This window comes from Oceanobacillus sp. M65 (genome assembly GCF_052246275.1).
In the GTDB taxonomy this organism is placed as follows: Bacteria; Bacillota; Bacilli; order Bacillales; family Amphibacillaceae; genus Oceanobacillus_B; species Oceanobacillus_B jordanicus.
This window is the reverse complement of sequence record NZ_JBQQCJ010000005.1, coordinates 173,994-189,904: the sequence shown is the minus strand read 5'-3', so window position 1 is coordinate 189,904 and position 15,911 is coordinate 173,994. Positions and strand designations below refer to the sequence as shown.

Here is a 15,911-nt window from a genome sequence, read left to right as displayed (position 1 = left end):
TAAGGGACAGATATTAGGGGGGTAAAAGAAGGATGTTGCGATGCACATCCTTCATTATTTCCCACGTCTCTTGAGAGCTTCTTCATATTCCTCTTTGGTCAGCTCTCCTTTTTCATACCGCTCCTGCAAAATAGAAAGCGAATCCGTAGCCTTTTGCCTTTTGTTACGACTAAGAATAATAAAGATGACAACGAGAACAATGATAGTAAGAGTTATTCGAACATAAGGTTCCGTGAAAAAACCAAGCATAAAAGCCCTCCTTCTCACTATTACATTGCCCCGTAACTGCTCTTTTTACACATTGAACGTGGGTATATTATTTTTTGACAATCGGGACCCATATTTCGCTATAATAATCCTCATGGTAAGGATCCCCCTTTTGGTATGCCTCTATTTCTGGCCCACCAGCATGTTCGTATCCTGTTGATGGAAACCATTCTGAGAAGATCCGTTCCCACACATGCTGTATCGCTTTTGGCATAGGTCCTTTCACAGGAAATACTGCCCACGTAGTTGCCGGAATTACGCCTTCTTCCCATGTATCCGGTACTTCCGTGTTTGATTTCTCTGCACCAATAAAATAGCGCACCTGCTCCTGCTCCTTATCAAAATCCATACAAATTCCCATAATCCCCATCTCTCCAGCGTATACTGCTAATTCGTCGTCCAATCCATTATTTCTGGACTCTTCCCAGAATGCCGGAACTTCCAATTTATTTTTGCCATCGACCAGTGATGTCTTGATACTCTTTCCCATTACAGAAAAAGCATTTTTTTCTACAATCTTGTAATCCATTTCTTCATCACCCTTTAATTGAATTTGAAAGGAGAGTTTCGGAAAGGCTTTTAATGGCTGATCATACTTACGAACAGATGAGGGGCTGAGGCCATGTAGCTTGCGAAATGCTTTGGAAAACGATTCTGGTGTTTCATACCCATACTTCATTGCTATATCAATTACTTTCGTATTAGAATGAATTAACTCCTGGGCCGCCAATGTTAGACGCCTTTTCCGAATATACTCCCCTACTGTATATCCAGTCAGCATCGTAAACATCCGTTGATAATGAAACTTGGACATGCAGGCAATCTTAGCAGCTTCCTCCACGTTCAGCACTGTACCTAAATGCTCCTCTATGTACGTTAAACTTTCAGCCATGCGATTTAATGCTTCCATTCCCTTCCTCCCTTTCTTTTATCCAATTTAGCACCCATATAGCGTGATATCTGGTTATTCCCTGCTCACTACAGACAGATTCCTATTCATCATTATAGCATCAGCTCTATTTTTAAATGCAAATACTCCGAAGCTTCATGCTCCGGAGCTGTATGCAAAAATTGTTATGAGGTTGTATTGTTGTTATTAACTTGGTTGGCTTGTGCCGGTACCGGTGCGCCCCCAGTAAGTGCAGATGAGTTAGAGATAAGGTTTTGTGGTGTATTGATTGGAATAGGACCGTTTCGATGCTTGTCGTGAGTATCCAAATCACAGAACTTACCGTCTCTTTCGATTCCTTGACGTACAACCGTAATGTGTGTGCGCAAGATTGCTTTGAAAAGAAGTAAGTTAATGACGGTTCCACCATCATCAGTACCGATTAACGGCTGTATAAGCTGTGCTTCGACAACAGGGTCTGTTTCAAAGACAACGTCACCAGGTCGTGCTCCAGGACAGTGCGTATGCTCTTGGAAGAAGACTCTGATCGGAATGCTAAGTTCCACGACTCCACCTGCTACAATAACATCAATAGTTGCTGGTACGAACCCAAAATTAACTACAGTGTCTTTGAGAACGGTTATTTCCTGCTCAATTCCTGCATAGTTTGGCGTCACCCTGATATTTACCAATCCAGGGATGAGGCCAGTTAAAAGTCCAAGAATTCCTGTCAATAATGCATCTCCTGCTCCAAACGGTCCTAGAGCTGCTGGAAGGGCAAATTCTGCAGTTTTGTGTGCATCTTTTGAACAGATAACCTTCTCCACTAAAGCACCTTGTGATCTTGGTCTTTCATGACAGCTACAATGATCGCTATGGCATCTGTCACAGCTGTTGCTGCTTGGTGCTAGATCGCGGTCATCATGCCTGTGATGATCATTTTGATTGTCATTATATGCATTATAAAAATTGTTTCTTTTATACATTAATAATCCTCCCTTTGTATATTTTATAGAAGCTTTCTGCCTACTAATTTCTGTGGAAAACTTCCTTACGCTTATATATATATGTCAGCCATCGAATTTTGAATAGATAGATGTACCCGTACATATGCGTATTTTTAGTAGATTAAAAGCATAAGAGAAAAAGAAAAGAAAGCTGGTGATCAGCCAGCTTTCCCGTTTCCTATCTAGGGGTAATATCATGGGCAAATCTTCTACAGGCCTGTATCGATTTATATTATGTTTATGCCAAATGACAGAAAGTGGCTCTGCGAATCCACCAGGTTATCCACACAAATTAATAATCTTATAGACTATATACTCAATTAGCTAGAAAATGGACGAGTAAACAGGCTAAAACGTGCAGAAAACATACATTAAGTAGTGACATCATTATCAGAAGGAGAGATAATATGGGCTATTATAGAAACAGCGATATGTTTCAATTTAAAGAATCCAAAGATTGTGTTTGTGATACTGTACAGAACATCGTAAAGGCTCAAAAGGAGGTGCAGGAGGAAGGTTGGAATTATTCTATTCGCCAACTTAAGAAGGGAGACGGTATGGATCCACAATACTCCACTATCCCGTTTATTTTATATACAAAGGATGATGGCAGTCCTTTTATAGGAAGTGGAATTTTCCAGGCACCTTATCATAGAAATGATACGTTTTTCGGCTGCATCGAAACTCCTGTATTACGCGCAAAGCATTTTTCCATGGATAGTAATTGCTGTGTAAAAGTAGAACTACTACTTCCTATTTCGAATGGTCGGGAGATTCAACCCTATCCAAAGGATAAACATAGGGTAAGTGCATATTTCCCAGAGGATGAACCTGTTACAGACTTTCTTGCTACAGGGCTCTGCCTCACACTAGATCTTAAAAAGTTTCTCGGTATAACCTGCTTAGATGCCATTACCCCGATCCCCCATGAAGAATTTTTTGCAGAAGAAAGACCTCATAACCATCATCACATGGAATATTAATGTTAAAATGCTTTACAGACTCAAAAAGAGCCAAGCGGGTTTAATGACCGCTTGGCTCTTCTATATTTATATGCTTTGAAGACTAATTAATATTCTTTTTCTCACTTTGAGAGGTATTTTTCGTTTTCTTTTTTTTCTTTTCCTCATCCATCTCTGCATTCAGATCATCCATTGGTATATCATCAACAAATTTCTGATCCTCAAATGAATCAAGCTCTGTTCGCTTTTCCGATTTACGGTTCTTCACTTCATTTTCAGGTGAACGTTCTTCTTTTTTCTTCAAATCCATCACCTCATTTTCCTTTTTTAAATATATTCCTCAGATCAGAAACCTGTAAACATCAATCCAAAAGCGTAAGTGCCCGTTTAGAAACGTAGTGAGTGGAACGTATCAACTGAGATAAAGGAATCAGGGTGAGCTTGCGAACCCATGATGACTTATCGTAGGGCGATTCGTGAAGTCGCCTAGTTTCTGGGCGCTGGAGCTAGACGTGGCCGTTTCTGTTAGGTAACAATTTGATGCTTAGATTTTTCTTTCCTAATATGTACAAATTTGTACAAAAGGGTATAGTATTAAGACATTAAAAGGAAGAGGTGATTCCATGAAAGATTTACGATCACTCGAAGAAATCGATGAATTTATAGATGCGCATGACCTTACCCTACTTTACATTTCAAGAGAAGGCTGTAGTGTTTGCCATGGTTTGCTGCCACAGGTAGAAAGTCTACTATCAGACTACCCTCGAATTGTGACAGCCCACATAGAAACAAATGAAGTTCCAGATATCGCTGGGCGATTTAGTATCTTCACTGTCCCTGTCATTCTCCTATTCGTACAAGGAAAAGAGTACTTACGGGAGGCTCGTATCGTGCATATGGATTTATTCGAAGAAAAACTAAATAAAATATATAAAAATATGGTTGGATAGCGATCGCTTTCCAACCACACTGCATTATTTAATATAAATACTGTCTATTGAAAAGAATTGATTCACTCCATTTGCACCTTTTTTCTTATAGATGCCCTGGTATAGAGTCACCCCTGTATTTACGTCCACTATCGTAATAGGCAGTTCTTTACTATCTCCACCCACAATATATAGACGGTCTCCCTTTCCATTCACTATCATATTACCTTGGTCTGTGGAAGGAAAATCTACATTAAATTCATTCTCTTGCTCGTTTTCTAGATTGTAGCTTATGACCGTTAACCCTTGCTCTGTGCGTTGGATAAAGTATATCGTCGAGCCGAGTATAAGCTCATTAAACGAATCAGTACTTAAATCTGCAGGAATATCCAGTTCTGTTTTTTCCATAGTAGATAGGTTATAGGCAACATATTCTGTCCCCTTCTCTTCCACCATGTATTCTTCATATTCTGTTTCTACTTCTTCCATTTCTGTTTTAGCGAAAACGACATTCTCTGTTGGCTCTGTTTCTGTACTGGTTGTCACTAAGTTACCTTCATGCCATTTTTTACTATTCATTCCATCTAGATTCATTAAACTATCCTCACTAATTAACTTCTCACTCGCTAAATCAAAGCGATACACACGAAATTCTGTAGGAGCATCTGTATTTCCTTCATTTCTTGTAAAAATGCTCAACTGTCCATCCTGGACCTGTACATCCATTACATACATGTAACGATAATCTTGCTGATTTGGCACTTTCTGTTCAAAAGTGATCCGTTCATTTTCTCCCTTTTGCAAAACATCTATTTCAAAATTGTGGTCTTTATACCTGCTCTGTCCATCCCATTTTGAATCAACATTCGCATAAGCAAGTAAATGTTCATCCTCATAAAACCCTGCTAAGTCAGAGTTTTTCCCCCGCATAAAACTTCGATGATCATTTATTAATTGATTTATTTTCGGTTGATAAAACCTTTCAAGGCTCCCAATAAAGGAGTCATCATTATCAAACTCTAGCTCCCCTGCTGTAATGGTAAACCTTTTATTCCAAGAGTTGTCGAAATATCCTCCTGATATCTCCATTCCCTTTAATTCCGCCACTTCACCACTGACTGTGTCTAAGGCTAGTTCCAGAGAGTTTTCATTTGCGATTGCCTTTTGAATATAAAACGTGCCAATAGCTAAAACAGCAATAATGGTAATCGACAACAGTTTCCAATACTTTTTCATTTTCTTCCCATCCTTCCCTACACCGTAATACGCTTAGTCAATAAATAATTTGCTACCCAGATCGAGGCTGCCGATACAATTAACCCAAGAATAATCTCAAGAACAAGTAATTCCATTGGATATAAATAATTTGTACCTATAATCCCTTCTAGTATAAGAGGAGAAAGGAAAATGCCAGTTGCTAATGCAGCATAGATTGCACCGAAAACGATACCTTTTATACGATAGCTCCGCTCAAATAGAATGGCAGTAAATAATATAAAAATCACCATAATACCTGCTCCATAAACCAGAATAAAATCAATAATTCCAGCCGGCAAAATAATCATTAACTCACGAAAGCCAGACACTACCTCTGCAGGCGATAAATCAAGTCGGAAATCCCTTGTAACCAACCATTTTAAAAGCACACTCTCTACCGGCAACAAGACGATCTGAATTGCCACTAGCCCAAGTACCATTAAAAGGATGGAGGTTGCCTTTGCCAAATAAACATTAATTCTTGCGGTTGGAAGCATCAGCAAGCGATAAATAAAAGTGTTTTTGCCAAACCAGTCTCGATACCAGACAAAAAAGATATTGAAGAGTAATGCAATCGCTCCTAGCGCTATTGGTCCAAGGAACCACAATGTTCTTGTTAATACCAATAGACTCATTTCACCATTGTCACTTACGAATTGTGCTGGTGAAAGGTTCTCTTCGAACATGGCATAATTCGCACGTTCCATATAACTGTTAGAAACTACCCACAGTCCCACTAGCTGGGATAAAATCGTTATACCAATTATTACACCATATAATTTGAAAAACCGACCAAGTTCAAAATTAACTAGCTTGAAATAGCGCATCATGCTTTATACACCTCTCTCATCACGTCCACAACCGACTTCCCTTCTGATTCGCGAACTTCTTCACTATTAAACTCTTTAAGTACAATTCCTTCATCAAGAAGGACCACTTTATCAATCAGATGTTCAATATCACTAATTTCATGCGTGGTAATAATGACGCCTCGCCCTTCAATTAAGTGACTTGTGAATACATCAGCAATTTGCTCCCTACTAAAAATATCAATCCCAGAAAATGGTTCATCCATTAGGATATAATCAACGTCGAGTGCCAGGCCAAGTAGTAAATTCACTTTGGCGGTATTCCCTTTTGACAGGCTGGATATCTTATCCTCTTGTTTAAGCTTAAAGAATCCTAATAGTTCTGTGGCTCTATTTTGATTCCAGGAATCATAATAATCGTCCATAAATTCCATTGCTTCGGCGATCGTCATTTGCGGGATCATGGTAATAGCATCTGGAATAAAAGTTATCTTTTCAAAGCTTTGTTTGGTTACCTTTTGACCATCAAGAAGAATTTCTCCACTGTTAACTGGAGTCAATGCCATAATTGCATTTAGAATCGTGGTTTTTCCTACCCCATTTATCCCAATTAGACAGGTGATTTCTCCTTTGTTTGCAGTAAAGGAAACGCCGTTTAAGACTTGCTTCCTGCCAAATTTCTTTTTAATATCCTTCACTTCAATCATGTGCGCTTCCTCCTTGTTCATCACTTTGGTAGTCATACTTCTCCTTGACTAACTCTAGAAGCTCATCTACAGGGACATTAATGGAACGAACTGATGTGACAAATGTATCCACTGCCTCTAAGATAAGTTCTTCTCTTACACGATGAAGCACATCTTCATCTCTCGTAATTTTACTAGGCGAGTTTTTCTCCGTATAAATCAATCCCTGTTCCTCCATTTCCTTATATGCCCGTTGAACGGTATTTGGATTTATTTTTAACTGGCTCGCCAACTCTCTTCTAGAAGAGACCTCTTGACCAGGCTCGAGCATACCTCTAGCAATTTGCTCTTTAAAATGGCGAACGACCTGTACGTAAACAGGATCTCTGTTGTTAAATTTCACTATCATAGCAGCAGCTCCTATTCGACTTTCTTCACTCTTTCCCAAAGTGTATTATACGCATAATACACTAGTCGCAAAAAAACACCTGTATTAATGTGTCAATACGCTTGATAAGTGTATTATATGTTTAATACACTTAAGAAGTCAAGAGGATTTTTTAATCTTTTAAAAACCCATCTATTCGTAACACCCTACAGCGCTAACGGTTCTATGATAAAATAATAAAATACCAATAGTAAGAAAAGCTCTTAGAGCGCTCCGGGAAATCTTTTAGTTTCTGGCGCTCGTAGCTAGACACTTGCGTACATCTTATACTTACTTAAAAAGGAGTTTAAATAGATTCTATGAAACTTGTATCTTGGAATGTAAATGGCATTCGTGCCTGTGTAAAAAAAGGCTTTATGGATTATTTTAAAGAGGTGGATGCAGACATCTTTTGTTTACAGGAGATTAAGCTTCAAGAAGGTCAGCTTTTTCTAGATCTTGAAGACTATTATCAATACTGGAATTATGCTGAGCGAAAAGGCTATTCTGGCACAGCTGTCTTCACCAAAGAGAAGCCACTGCAGGTCAAATATGGTGTAGGGGATGCTGAAACAGAAGAAGAAGGACGGATTATTACACTCGAATATGAAAAATTTTATTTAGTGAATGTTTATACACCAAATTCTAAACGAGATCTCACCCGTCTCGATTACCGATTAGAATGGGAAGACGAGCTTTTTGCATACTTAAAAGTACTTGATGCGGAAAAGCCTGTTGTATATTGCGGTGATCTGAATGTTGCGCACCAGGAGGTCGACCTACGTAACCACAAAACAAATCATGGCAACTCCGGGTTTACAACGGAAGAGCGGGGAAAGATGAGTCGTCTTCTCGATAGTGGTTTCACCGATAGCTTACGTTATTTTCATCCAGAAACGGAAGGGATTTATACATGGTGGTCCTATATGAAAACCATTCGGGAAAGAAATGTCGGCTGGCGGATCGATTATTTCATCGTCTCAAATCGACTAAAAGAGTACCTCCTTCGTTCTGAAGCGCATCCCGACAGACTAGGTAGTGACCATTGCCCCATCATGCTAGAAATGGAACAGCCAAATTCATAAAAGTGAAAAGCTATATAGTGTTAGAAAAGCCGAGAAGATTTGATTTTTTAATCGATCCACTCGGCTTTCCTTTATCCATTTTATTGCTTTAAATTTTTAAAGTAATCAATAATTCCTAGTGCGCTTACTTGTAGGTCTAGATTAATTATAATATATACTTCGTCGTCATCTGGAACACCTTTTAAGCGTAAGGCTGTCTGTACTTTAGCTAAGAGTCGCTCTGCAAGGGTATCATATCCCTTCCCTTCTGCCACAACCTGCTCTCCTTCTCCCATGAAGATCTCCAACCATTCCAATACTTGCAGTAGGGCAAGCTCCGTTTTTTCTGTCATATTGTAATGCCCGAAGTAAATCCGATCAAGCTCTTTTACCTGCATTCGTTGAATGGATTCCTCCATCTTGTTCGGTTGAAATTGATTTGGAGAAGTGGAGGGCAAGAAAAAGTCAATTTCGCGATTTGCCAACTGCTGATAACGGATACCAGCGGTGTCCCCCGCAAAGATTCCATTACTAATTGGATCATAAATAGCGAGGTGATGCTTTGCATGCCCTGGCGTATCCCAAAATTCAAGCACGCAGTCCGGGCCAATTTCTAATCGCTCTCCTTCTGTTTTTACAAGCAGGCGATCTGCTTCTATTGACACAATAGGATCAAATAGTTCAGAGAAACTCTCTCCATATACCGCTCTTGCACCGGCAGCTAATCTTTTAGGGTTAATTAAATGTCTCTCTCCTTTTGGATGAACGACTATTTTGGCATTTGGACAATCTCTAATCAATAATCCAGCTCCACCTGCATGGTCTAAATGAATATGTGTCAACACAATGTACGCCACATCTGTTAACTGATAGCCAAGATACTCTAGCCCTTTTTTAATATGTTTTACAGATGGACTTGGCCCAGTTTCGACAATGGTCAGCTTTTCTTCTGCTATGACGTAGGAACCTGTACGTTCTGCTACGCCAAGGTCAAACCCATCAATTAAATAGATACGGTTATCAAGTTTCAATGGTCTTTTATCCTGCATTTTCATCTCCCCCTGTTTCCTTATTTACACTTATTCACTTATGAACTGATGGCCCTTTAGAAAACCCATTATCTCTTCCATTAACCCTGCTGCAATTGGTAATGCTGGGTCACCATAGGTTTGGATATTCTCTCTCCGCTCGGCAGGCGCTTCCTTAAGAACATGGTTCATTTTATCAATCGTTACCATTTCAGCATCTGGTTTTGCTTCTTGTAAAATTGCAGCTTCCTGTTGCTTTACCTGGAGATCATGCTCCCCTTGGATGATTAGTGTCGGTATTGATAATTTTGCTAGTTCATCTGCAGGAGTGTATTTCATCCAAGATGCGAGAAATGGTTGGATAGCTGGTCTAAATACAGATTGAAGTTCATCTGACACATTTTGGGATGTTTTTCCCTCTATTAATTCTTCTATAATTGCCTTACTTTCCTCAAGTAGATCGCCGGAAATTTGCTCCTCGAGCTGATCATAAAGCACTTCGTCCATGGAACGGCCAGCTCCAGCAAGGGATATAAGGGCATCAACCGATGATGTTTGCGCTGCCAAAATCCCTGTTAAAGAACCTTGACTATGTCCGATAATCCCAATTTTAGTATAAGATGAATCATTAGCCAATAGGTCTAACCACCCCTGTGCGTCCTGTACAAAGTGATCGTATCTTATTGATGCTTCCTCTATAACCGCCTGTTGATTCTTCCCTGCACCACGTTTGTCATAGCGGACACTTGCTATGCCGTTTTCTGCAAGCTCCTCTGCAAGTAGCTTGAGGCTGTCGTTTTTTCCTGGAAATGCTGGTGAGTTACCGTTTCGGTCTGTTGGCCCAGAGCCGGGAATGATTAGCATAACAGGGTATGGGCCAGCTGATGTCGGGGTCTCCAATTCACCATACAATATTCCATTATCTGTATTGATGCTCAAGAATTCTCCTTCTTCCTCATCCTCGGGTTTTTCTTTCTTCTCCCCTTTTACAAGTTCAAATGGAAACTGCTGTCCACTCTGTGTAAACGTTCCTGTCATCTCTTCTCCTTTCACCTTGCCTTCAAAAGTTAGCAGCTGATTTTGGATCTTCATCGTGATAAATACGTTTTGTTCTTTTGTCAACTCAACCGTAGACAGCGGATAATCCGTAACCCCTTGTATCGGTATACTGATTGTTCCGCTTTGCTCGCCTTCCAAATTCATTTCGAAAGCTAAAGGCTGATTAGGTATGTTTATCTCTCCGTTCCATTTTCCTTTTAGCAACATTGTTTCATCCCTCTCTTCTCCTTCTTCTGGTGCGCATGCTACAAGGAGAATTAATAGCAGCAAAAAATACCCAACTGTACGAAACTGCAAGCAATACCCCTCCCTTTTTTAAGTAGTACGACTGCATTTTAAAAAAGTTCCCCAGAAACTTTTCACCATATAAAAACACTCCACCGGCTAGCGGAAGAGTGTTTCTTACCTAATATAATTCAGCGAATGGTTTTATTACTTGATTCTTGGACGTCCATTACAGGCCAGGTATAAACACAGAGATAAGCCACGGCGCTGCATATAAGGTCATAAATTGCACCCCATAGTTCACTCCTCTGCGATGAAGAAATCCTGCAACAAGGGCTACTACAAGCACACCTGCCACATTTACAATACCTGCATCCATAAATGCAAGCATAATTACAAGTCCAAAAAACAGACCTAACATTGCCTCATGTGGAACATAACGAAACACAAAGGCACAGATTTGTTGGGCATATTTAATTGTTACATAAAACGTGATGGTAATTGCAACGAAAGCGCCAATTACCGTAGCCACAATAAAGTCCCCTGTTGATAACATGTGGTGGATATTATTTTCCGGCGTGAATACGGGCGGGGCATTAAATAACGCTCCGCCTGGTCCAATTGCAGTTGGGGACAGTGGTAACCCAATCGCAATGAGCGGGATAAGTGTCCCTGATATATACGCTGCATTCGTTAAACCATCCATACTGGAGATTGCACGTGTTGCCTTTTTAACTGGATCCTTGATTCTACTTGTTAGTGTTTCCCCAAGGAATATAGTCATTCCAACTGGACTCATAAAAAATGTTAAGACACCCAAAATAGACGAAAATGATGATGTGCCTATTTCTTGTCGGTCTAAAATCTTAAATGGGTTTGGAAATCCCTTTTCAGTTTTTGTCTTTTTGAGGACGATTTCCTTTAATCCATAACGCGGGAGCTGTCTTCTCACCTTTCCGCTCAACAGTTCAGCAAGCTTTAAAATCACAGGTCCGATCGTAATACCGAGGAAAAAAGAAGTAAATACGGTAACGTCCTCTGGCACAATTCCTGTTTCCCAATAAGCAATTCTTAATCCCTGAATTAAAAAGGCAAACGGAATGATAGAAAGCAATGATACCCAGCGATTCTTTGACATAAGAGCAAGGAAGATAGCACCACCAAGAAATATTTGATTAGAATACTGAGTAATAACATCTGCTAGCGGGATAATTAAATTAGCTAAAAGCAAGCTCATAGGTACAGCAATAAATGTTCCAATAACAGAACCAGAAGCCATTTTCCTAATACTCACTTCAGGCATGCCATGCTTTTTGAGCACCATGGCATGTTCCACCATAGGTGCTGACATCACGCCACCAGGAATACCTGCAATGGCAACCGGTATAGAATCGGTAAGCTTTTTGGCAACGATAGCAGAAATAAAAAAGGCTAAAATAACGATAGGCTCAAACCCCGACAATACAAGAACCAATGTGACAGGTGCTAGAACTGCTGTCTCATCTGTTCCTGGTGCAATCCCGATAATGGTATACAATACAGCACCTATAACGGAGGCAGTAATCATTTCTAGGATAAGTGTCAGTTCCATAACTTACTCCTCCCTTTCCTCTGCAAAACGTAGTGTACGCTTTGGTTTAATAGCGATGCTGCTGATCACAAAACCTATTACAGCACCAATCAGCCCATATATTAATGGTTTAGGAGGTTCATTTGGTGCAATCAAATAAGCACCTAGTGTTATGACTGTACATATAACAATGCTTAGTACCAGGTCCTTAATATGGACAAGGTCTTCCCACACTTCAATATTGTTCTCACCATCCTGAGGACGGATCTGCTTCTTATTCATTTCTTACTACTCCTTTAAAAGACGTATGATTTCTCATTATACATGGTAGCCTGCTTTAAATGAAGTACAAGGGTGCGTTGTATAAATAAGGAAGAATTGGCCGCTGTTGGTATACGTAATTTTATTATTTCGAATCCATTTAAGTTGCTTAAACGTATTATAAACACCAAATTAAGAAAGGGTTGAAGTTCACGATGAATAATCATGAGATTGACTACAAGCTCCATGGAGACGATATGCAATTTGTGGAGGTTGAGCTTGACCCACAAGAAACCGTTATTGCTGAAGCCGGAAGCCTTATGATGATGGATGATCCAATTAAAATGGAAACAATTTTTGGTGATGGATCGTCCAGCCAACAAAGTGGCTTGATGGGGAAATTGCTTGGTGCAGGAAAACGGGTTATAACAGGTGAAAGTTTGTTTATGACTACATTCACAAACGAAGGAACAGGAAAAAGCCATGTATCTTTCGCTTCTCCCTATCCAGGAAAAATTATCCCGATGGACTTAAGCGAATTAGACGGAAAGCTTATTTGTCAGAAGGATGCGTTTTTAGCGGCAGCAAAAGGGGTAACTGTAGGAATTGAATTTCAGAAGAAGGTCGGTGCTGGATTCTTTGGCGGAGAAGGATTTATTATGCAAAAGCTCGAAGGCGATGGGTTGGCATTTGTCCATGCTGGGGGGACCATTCATAAAAGAGAGTTAACAGCAGGTGAGTCAATTCGCGTTGATACGGGATGTCTCGTGGCAATGACCGGCAATATTGACTACAATATTGAGTACGTTGGTGGAGTTAAAACAGCCCTATTCGGAGGAGAAGGTCTTTTCTTTGCTACATTAAGAGGTCCTGGTACTGTGTGGGTTCAATCCCTTCCATTCAGCAGATTGGCTAGTCGGATATTTGCCGCAGCGCCAGAAAGAGGCGGCTCAAAAGGTGAAGGAAGCATTGCCGGAGGCTTATTTGACATCCTCGGCGGTGACAGAAACAGATAAAAGGAAACTTCAAACAGTGGGGTTTGGTTTAATCCCACTGTTTGCATGAACTACGTGTTTGACCTTGAAAGTATCGAGCAACTCTCCTGAGAAATTCGTCCTCACACCTCCTGTTTATCTTCGCCTGCTATGATTCAACTGTAATACATATTGCCAGCTATTACATGATAAAAATTCCCATGCAGATGATTCTCCTCCTTGCACATACTAACGATGTAAGTCTCCTAAAGTGAGGTGACAATCATGGGTAGAGATGAACATAGGAATTCCAAAAATAACTTTCTTGCGCAAACACCTAAGAATCTAAAAGATTCTGATGGGTTGGACATCGAATTCTCCAAAGAACTTGCAGATAAAGAAGATTTAGAGGCACAAGCAAGAAGCAAAGCAGCAGATCACCGCGCAAGAAAGAAATAAACATAAAGGATGCAGGGAGACGTTTACCTGCATCCTTTATGCATTTACAGTCTGAACGATCCTACCGAGATTCTTTACCTGGCCAATTTAGAGGTGTAGAATATAGTCATAGAAAGCGAGGTATCGTAGGTGGCAAACAAAAATGTAGACGACTACCTGACAGAAGGCATGTATGGTGCTCGACTTCCTAAGGACGCTGAACGAAAACAGTTTCTTGGTACCTTAAGAGAGCGAATTGTAATTGCCTTGACAATAGGTCAAGTGATGACAGATAAGGGTGTAGAAAAACTAGAGGACGCAATGAAGGAAAACCCTAACACCACATTGCTCATTAATGGTCAGGTATCTTACCGATTTTTAAAAGAAGAAAAAGATTTAGCTAAAAAATATAATATTACCTATACTACCATCACAAACGAAGAAAGCAACACGGAAATTGGTGCCGTGTTAACGTATGATTACGCTATTGATAAGGAAGAAATTTTTATTGACGACGAACCAGAAGAACCATCACAGGAAAAAGAGGAACAAGAAACCACGATCCTTTCAAAAATCAAAAGAATATTTTTGAACTAAAAAAGGCTTCCACAACTGGAAGCCTTTTAATATTGGTTTTCTGTTATAACCTGCGAATAAATTTGCATTGTTTTGTCGAAATGTGTTTCAAAACTGAATCTTTTGTACTATAATCATTTTAACGTTCGTAAATACAAAATAAAAACAAACCCCATATATTCCCGATAATATGGTTCGGGAGTCTCTACGAAGTGACCGTAAACCACTTCTCTATGGACGGTGTAGCTTTCATGTGGGAAAAAACCGTTCATTCGTGACCGGTTTTTTCTTTTTTTGTTCACCATTCCATTTTCTGGGGGGAAAAGGAGAAATCAACATGGAAATACTGAAGGATCTTTTAGCAGCAATTAGTGGGGTATTAAATGCCCTGCCACAAGGATTGCTAGCTCTCACGTTTGGCTTCGCCTCTGTACCAACGGCTATTGCATTTGTCATTGGTGCATTTGGAAATGCTGTGACAAGTAATGTTGCAGTTATCTCGTATCAGGCAGAAACGATCACCCTCGCCGGTACTTTGGGAAAAAATCTAAGAGAACGCATCTCTATGATATTCTTCGGGGCACTGATTATGCTGATTATCGGTTTATTTGGCCTGCTAGAAAGAATTATCGATTGGATTGGCCCTGTTATTACAAACGGGATGATGGCTGGTGTTGGAATCATGCTTGCAAAGGTAGCTTGGGATATGGCAAGAAACGACCGTCTTGTCGGCATCTCTTCTTTTGCCAGTGCACTAATTGTTTATGTAGCTACCAATGACTTAGTCTATACCATTACAATCTCAGTTATTCTTTCCAGTATTATCTATTATTTTGCGAAAAAGGGAGAACACGTGATAAAAGATAATGCGCCAAAAGAAAAGCTTGTCCTCCAGAAACTCATTCTCAATCCTATGGTTATTCGCGGAGCATTGGCAATGGTTTGTCTTAATATTGGAGCTAATATAGCATTCGGGAAAATAAACGGGGACATTGCATCCACGGAGGTTAATGTGGATACCATTACAATTATTAGCAGTCTGGCAGACATGGGTTCAGCCCTATTTGGTGGTGGCCCCGTGGAAGTTGTCATTTCTGCAACAGCTAGCGCACCTCACGCGGTATGGGCTGGTGTAATTATGATGTTCCTTATGGCGATAATTCTATTTGTGAAACTACTCCCGAAAATAGGAAAGTATGTACCAAGTGCATCTATTGTTGGATTTCTATTTGTGCTAGGTGCAATTGTTACACTGCCAGATAACGCCGCTGCCGCTCTAACTGCCGAAAGCGGAGGAGCTACATGGATTGCCGGTGTCACAATGGTTGTTACCGCAATTTCTGACCCATTCCTAGGCATGCTTGCTGGTGTCCTCATGCAATTATTATTGGGGATTTTTTAAGGGCGCTGTTTAAACTTATTACCTATAAATACTATCTATTGCACCCATTGCTTTATATTTCTTACCAATAGAAAAGGTGGT

19 protein-coding genes and 1 riboswitch are annotated in these 15,911 nt (G+C 40.1%); of the genes, 7 read left to right on the top strand and 12 right to left on the bottom strand.

Annotation, left to right across the window (positions count from 1 at the left end; all coding sequences use genetic code 11):
• Positions 1 to 54: 54 nt before the first annotated feature.
• The 3 genes from ACTWPF_RS17780 to ACTWPF_RS17770 all read right to left on the bottom strand — a co-directional run bounded on the left by ACTWPF_RS17780 (position 55) and on the right by ACTWPF_RS17770 (position 2,142).
• A complete protein-coding gene (locus tag ACTWPF_RS17780) occupies positions 55 to 249 on the bottom strand; it encodes an SHOCT domain-containing protein (RefSeq protein ID WP_058949296.1) in 195 nt (64 codons plus the stop codon).
• Between the two features lie 67 nt (positions 250 to 316).
• The gene (locus ACTWPF_RS17775) at positions 317 to 1,177 is read right to left on the bottom strand and encodes an AraC family transcriptional regulator (RefSeq protein ID WP_443149991.1); all 861 of its coding nucleotides are present in this window, start codon (positions 1,175 to 1,177) and stop codon (positions 317 to 319) included.
• A 164-nt stretch (positions 1,178 to 1,341) separates the two neighbouring features.
• On the bottom strand, positions 1,342 to 2,142 hold the full coding sequence (locus ACTWPF_RS17770) for a hypothetical protein (RefSeq protein ID WP_443149990.1): 801 nt from the start codon (positions 2,140 to 2,142) through the stop codon (positions 1,342 to 1,344).
• A gap of 428 nt (positions 2,143 to 2,570) precedes the next feature.
• Here ACTWPF_RS17770 and ACTWPF_RS17765 point away from each other — a divergent pair, with 428 nt between their 5' ends.
• On the top strand, positions 2,571 to 3,146 hold the full coding sequence (locus ACTWPF_RS17765; protein ID WP_058949294.1) for a CotY/CotZ family spore coat protein: 576 nt from the start codon (positions 2,571 to 2,573) through the stop codon (positions 3,144 to 3,146).
• 82 nt (positions 3,147 to 3,228) lie between these two features.
• Here ACTWPF_RS17765 and ACTWPF_RS17760 read toward each other — a convergent pair whose 3' ends face one another.
• The gene (locus tag ACTWPF_RS17760; protein ID WP_238019454.1) at positions 3,229 to 3,429 is read right to left on the bottom strand and encodes a hypothetical protein; all 201 of its coding nucleotides are present in this window, start codon (positions 3,427 to 3,429) and stop codon (positions 3,229 to 3,231) included.
• A 319-nt stretch (positions 3,430 to 3,748) separates the two neighbouring features.
• Here ACTWPF_RS17760 and ACTWPF_RS17755 point away from each other — a divergent pair, with 319 nt between their 5' ends.
• On the top strand, positions 3,749 to 4,075 hold the full coding sequence (locus ACTWPF_RS17755; RefSeq protein WP_443149989.1) for a thioredoxin family protein: 327 nt from the start codon (positions 3,749 to 3,751) through the stop codon (positions 4,073 to 4,075).
• Positions 4,076 to 4,099: 24 nt separating this feature from the next.
• Here ACTWPF_RS17755 and ACTWPF_RS17750 read toward each other — a convergent pair whose 3' ends face one another.
• The 4 genes from ACTWPF_RS17750 to ACTWPF_RS17735 are packed head-to-tail and all read right to left on the bottom strand — an operon-like array spanning position 4,100 to position 7,215.
• Positions 4,100 to 5,290 carry a hypothetical protein gene (locus ACTWPF_RS17750; RefSeq protein WP_443149988.1) on the bottom strand — a complete coding sequence of 397 codons (1,191 nt, stop codon included), beginning with the start codon at positions 5,288 to 5,290 and terminating at the stop codon, positions 4,100 to 4,102.
• Positions 5,291 to 5,307: 17 nt separating this feature from the next.
• Positions 5,308 to 6,141, bottom strand: coding sequence for a hypothetical protein (locus ACTWPF_RS17745; protein ID WP_443149987.1), 834 nt, complete (start codon positions 6,139 to 6,141; stop codon positions 5,308 to 5,310).
• Entirely contained in the window at positions 6,138 to 6,827 is a 690-nt protein-coding gene (locus tag ACTWPF_RS17740) for an ABC transporter ATP-binding protein (RefSeq protein WP_058949287.1), read from the bottom strand. The genes ACTWPF_RS17745 and ACTWPF_RS17740 overlap by 4 nt, the downstream gene beginning before the upstream one ends.
• The gene (locus ACTWPF_RS17735; RefSeq protein WP_443149986.1) at positions 6,820 to 7,215 is read right to left on the bottom strand and encodes a GntR family transcriptional regulator; all 396 of its coding nucleotides are present in this window, start codon (positions 7,213 to 7,215) and stop codon (positions 6,820 to 6,822) included. The genes ACTWPF_RS17740 and ACTWPF_RS17735 overlap by 8 nt, the downstream gene beginning before the upstream one ends.
• Positions 7,216 to 7,553: 338 nt before the next feature.
• Here ACTWPF_RS17735 and ACTWPF_RS17730 point away from each other — a divergent pair, with 338 nt between their 5' ends.
• Positions 7,554 to 8,318 (top strand): exodeoxyribonuclease III, encoded by a 765-nt coding sequence (locus tag ACTWPF_RS17730; RefSeq protein WP_106895605.1) that lies wholly within the window; start codon positions 7,554 to 7,556, stop codon positions 8,316 to 8,318.
• Positions 8,319 to 8,398: 80 nt separating this feature from the next.
• On the opposite strand, the gene ACTWPF_RS17725 is transcribed toward ACTWPF_RS17730, so the two are convergent.
• The 4 genes from ACTWPF_RS17725 to ACTWPF_RS17710 all read right to left on the bottom strand — a co-directional run bounded on the left by ACTWPF_RS17725 (position 8,399) and on the right by ACTWPF_RS17710 (position 12,461).
• A complete protein-coding gene (locus ACTWPF_RS17725) occupies positions 8,399 to 9,346 on the bottom strand; it encodes an MBL fold metallo-hydrolase (protein WP_443149985.1) in 948 nt (315 codons plus the stop codon).
• Between the two features lie 30 nt (positions 9,347 to 9,376).
• Complete coding sequence (locus tag ACTWPF_RS17720) at positions 9,377 to 10,681, bottom strand: alpha/beta hydrolase family protein (protein ID WP_443149984.1); 1,305 nt, start codon at positions 10,679 to 10,681, stop codon at positions 9,377 to 9,379.
• 157 nt (positions 10,682 to 10,838) lie between these two features.
• Positions 10,839 to 12,200 (bottom strand): tripartite tricarboxylate transporter permease, encoded by a 1,362-nt coding sequence (locus ACTWPF_RS17715; RefSeq protein ID WP_443149983.1) that lies wholly within the window; start codon positions 12,198 to 12,200, stop codon positions 10,839 to 10,841.
• 3 nt (positions 12,201 to 12,203) lie between these two features.
• On the bottom strand, positions 12,204 to 12,461 hold the full coding sequence (locus ACTWPF_RS17710; protein WP_443149982.1) for a hypothetical protein: 258 nt from the start codon (positions 12,459 to 12,461) through the stop codon (positions 12,204 to 12,206).
• 194 nt (positions 12,462 to 12,655) lie between these two features.
• Between ACTWPF_RS17710 and ACTWPF_RS17705 the strand changes: the two genes are divergently transcribed.
• From ACTWPF_RS17705 to ACTWPF_RS17690, 4 genes are all read left to right on the top strand, one after another.
• Complete coding sequence (locus ACTWPF_RS17705) at positions 12,656 to 13,456, top strand: TIGR00266 family protein (protein WP_058949280.1); 801 nt, start codon at positions 12,656 to 12,658, stop codon at positions 13,454 to 13,456.
• 243 nt (positions 13,457 to 13,699) lie between these two features.
• Positions 13,700 to 13,873: a YfhD family protein gene (locus ACTWPF_RS17700; RefSeq protein ID WP_081779436.1), complete on the top strand. Its 174-nt coding sequence runs from the start codon at positions 13,700 to 13,702 to the stop codon at positions 13,871 to 13,873.
• A gap of 129 nt (positions 13,874 to 14,002) precedes the next feature.
• A complete protein-coding gene (locus tag ACTWPF_RS17695; protein WP_106895600.1) occupies positions 14,003 to 14,449 on the top strand; it encodes a YueI family protein in 447 nt (148 codons plus the stop codon).
• Between the two features lie 131 nt (positions 14,450 to 14,580).
• A riboswitch (purine riboswitch) is annotated at positions 14,581 to 14,682 on the top strand.
• An 83-nt stretch (positions 14,683 to 14,765) separates the two neighbouring features.
• Entirely contained in the window at positions 14,766 to 15,830 is a 1,065-nt protein-coding gene (locus tag ACTWPF_RS17690; protein ID WP_106895599.1) for a guanine permease, read from the top strand.
• Positions 15,831 to 15,911 lie beyond the last annotated feature (81 nt).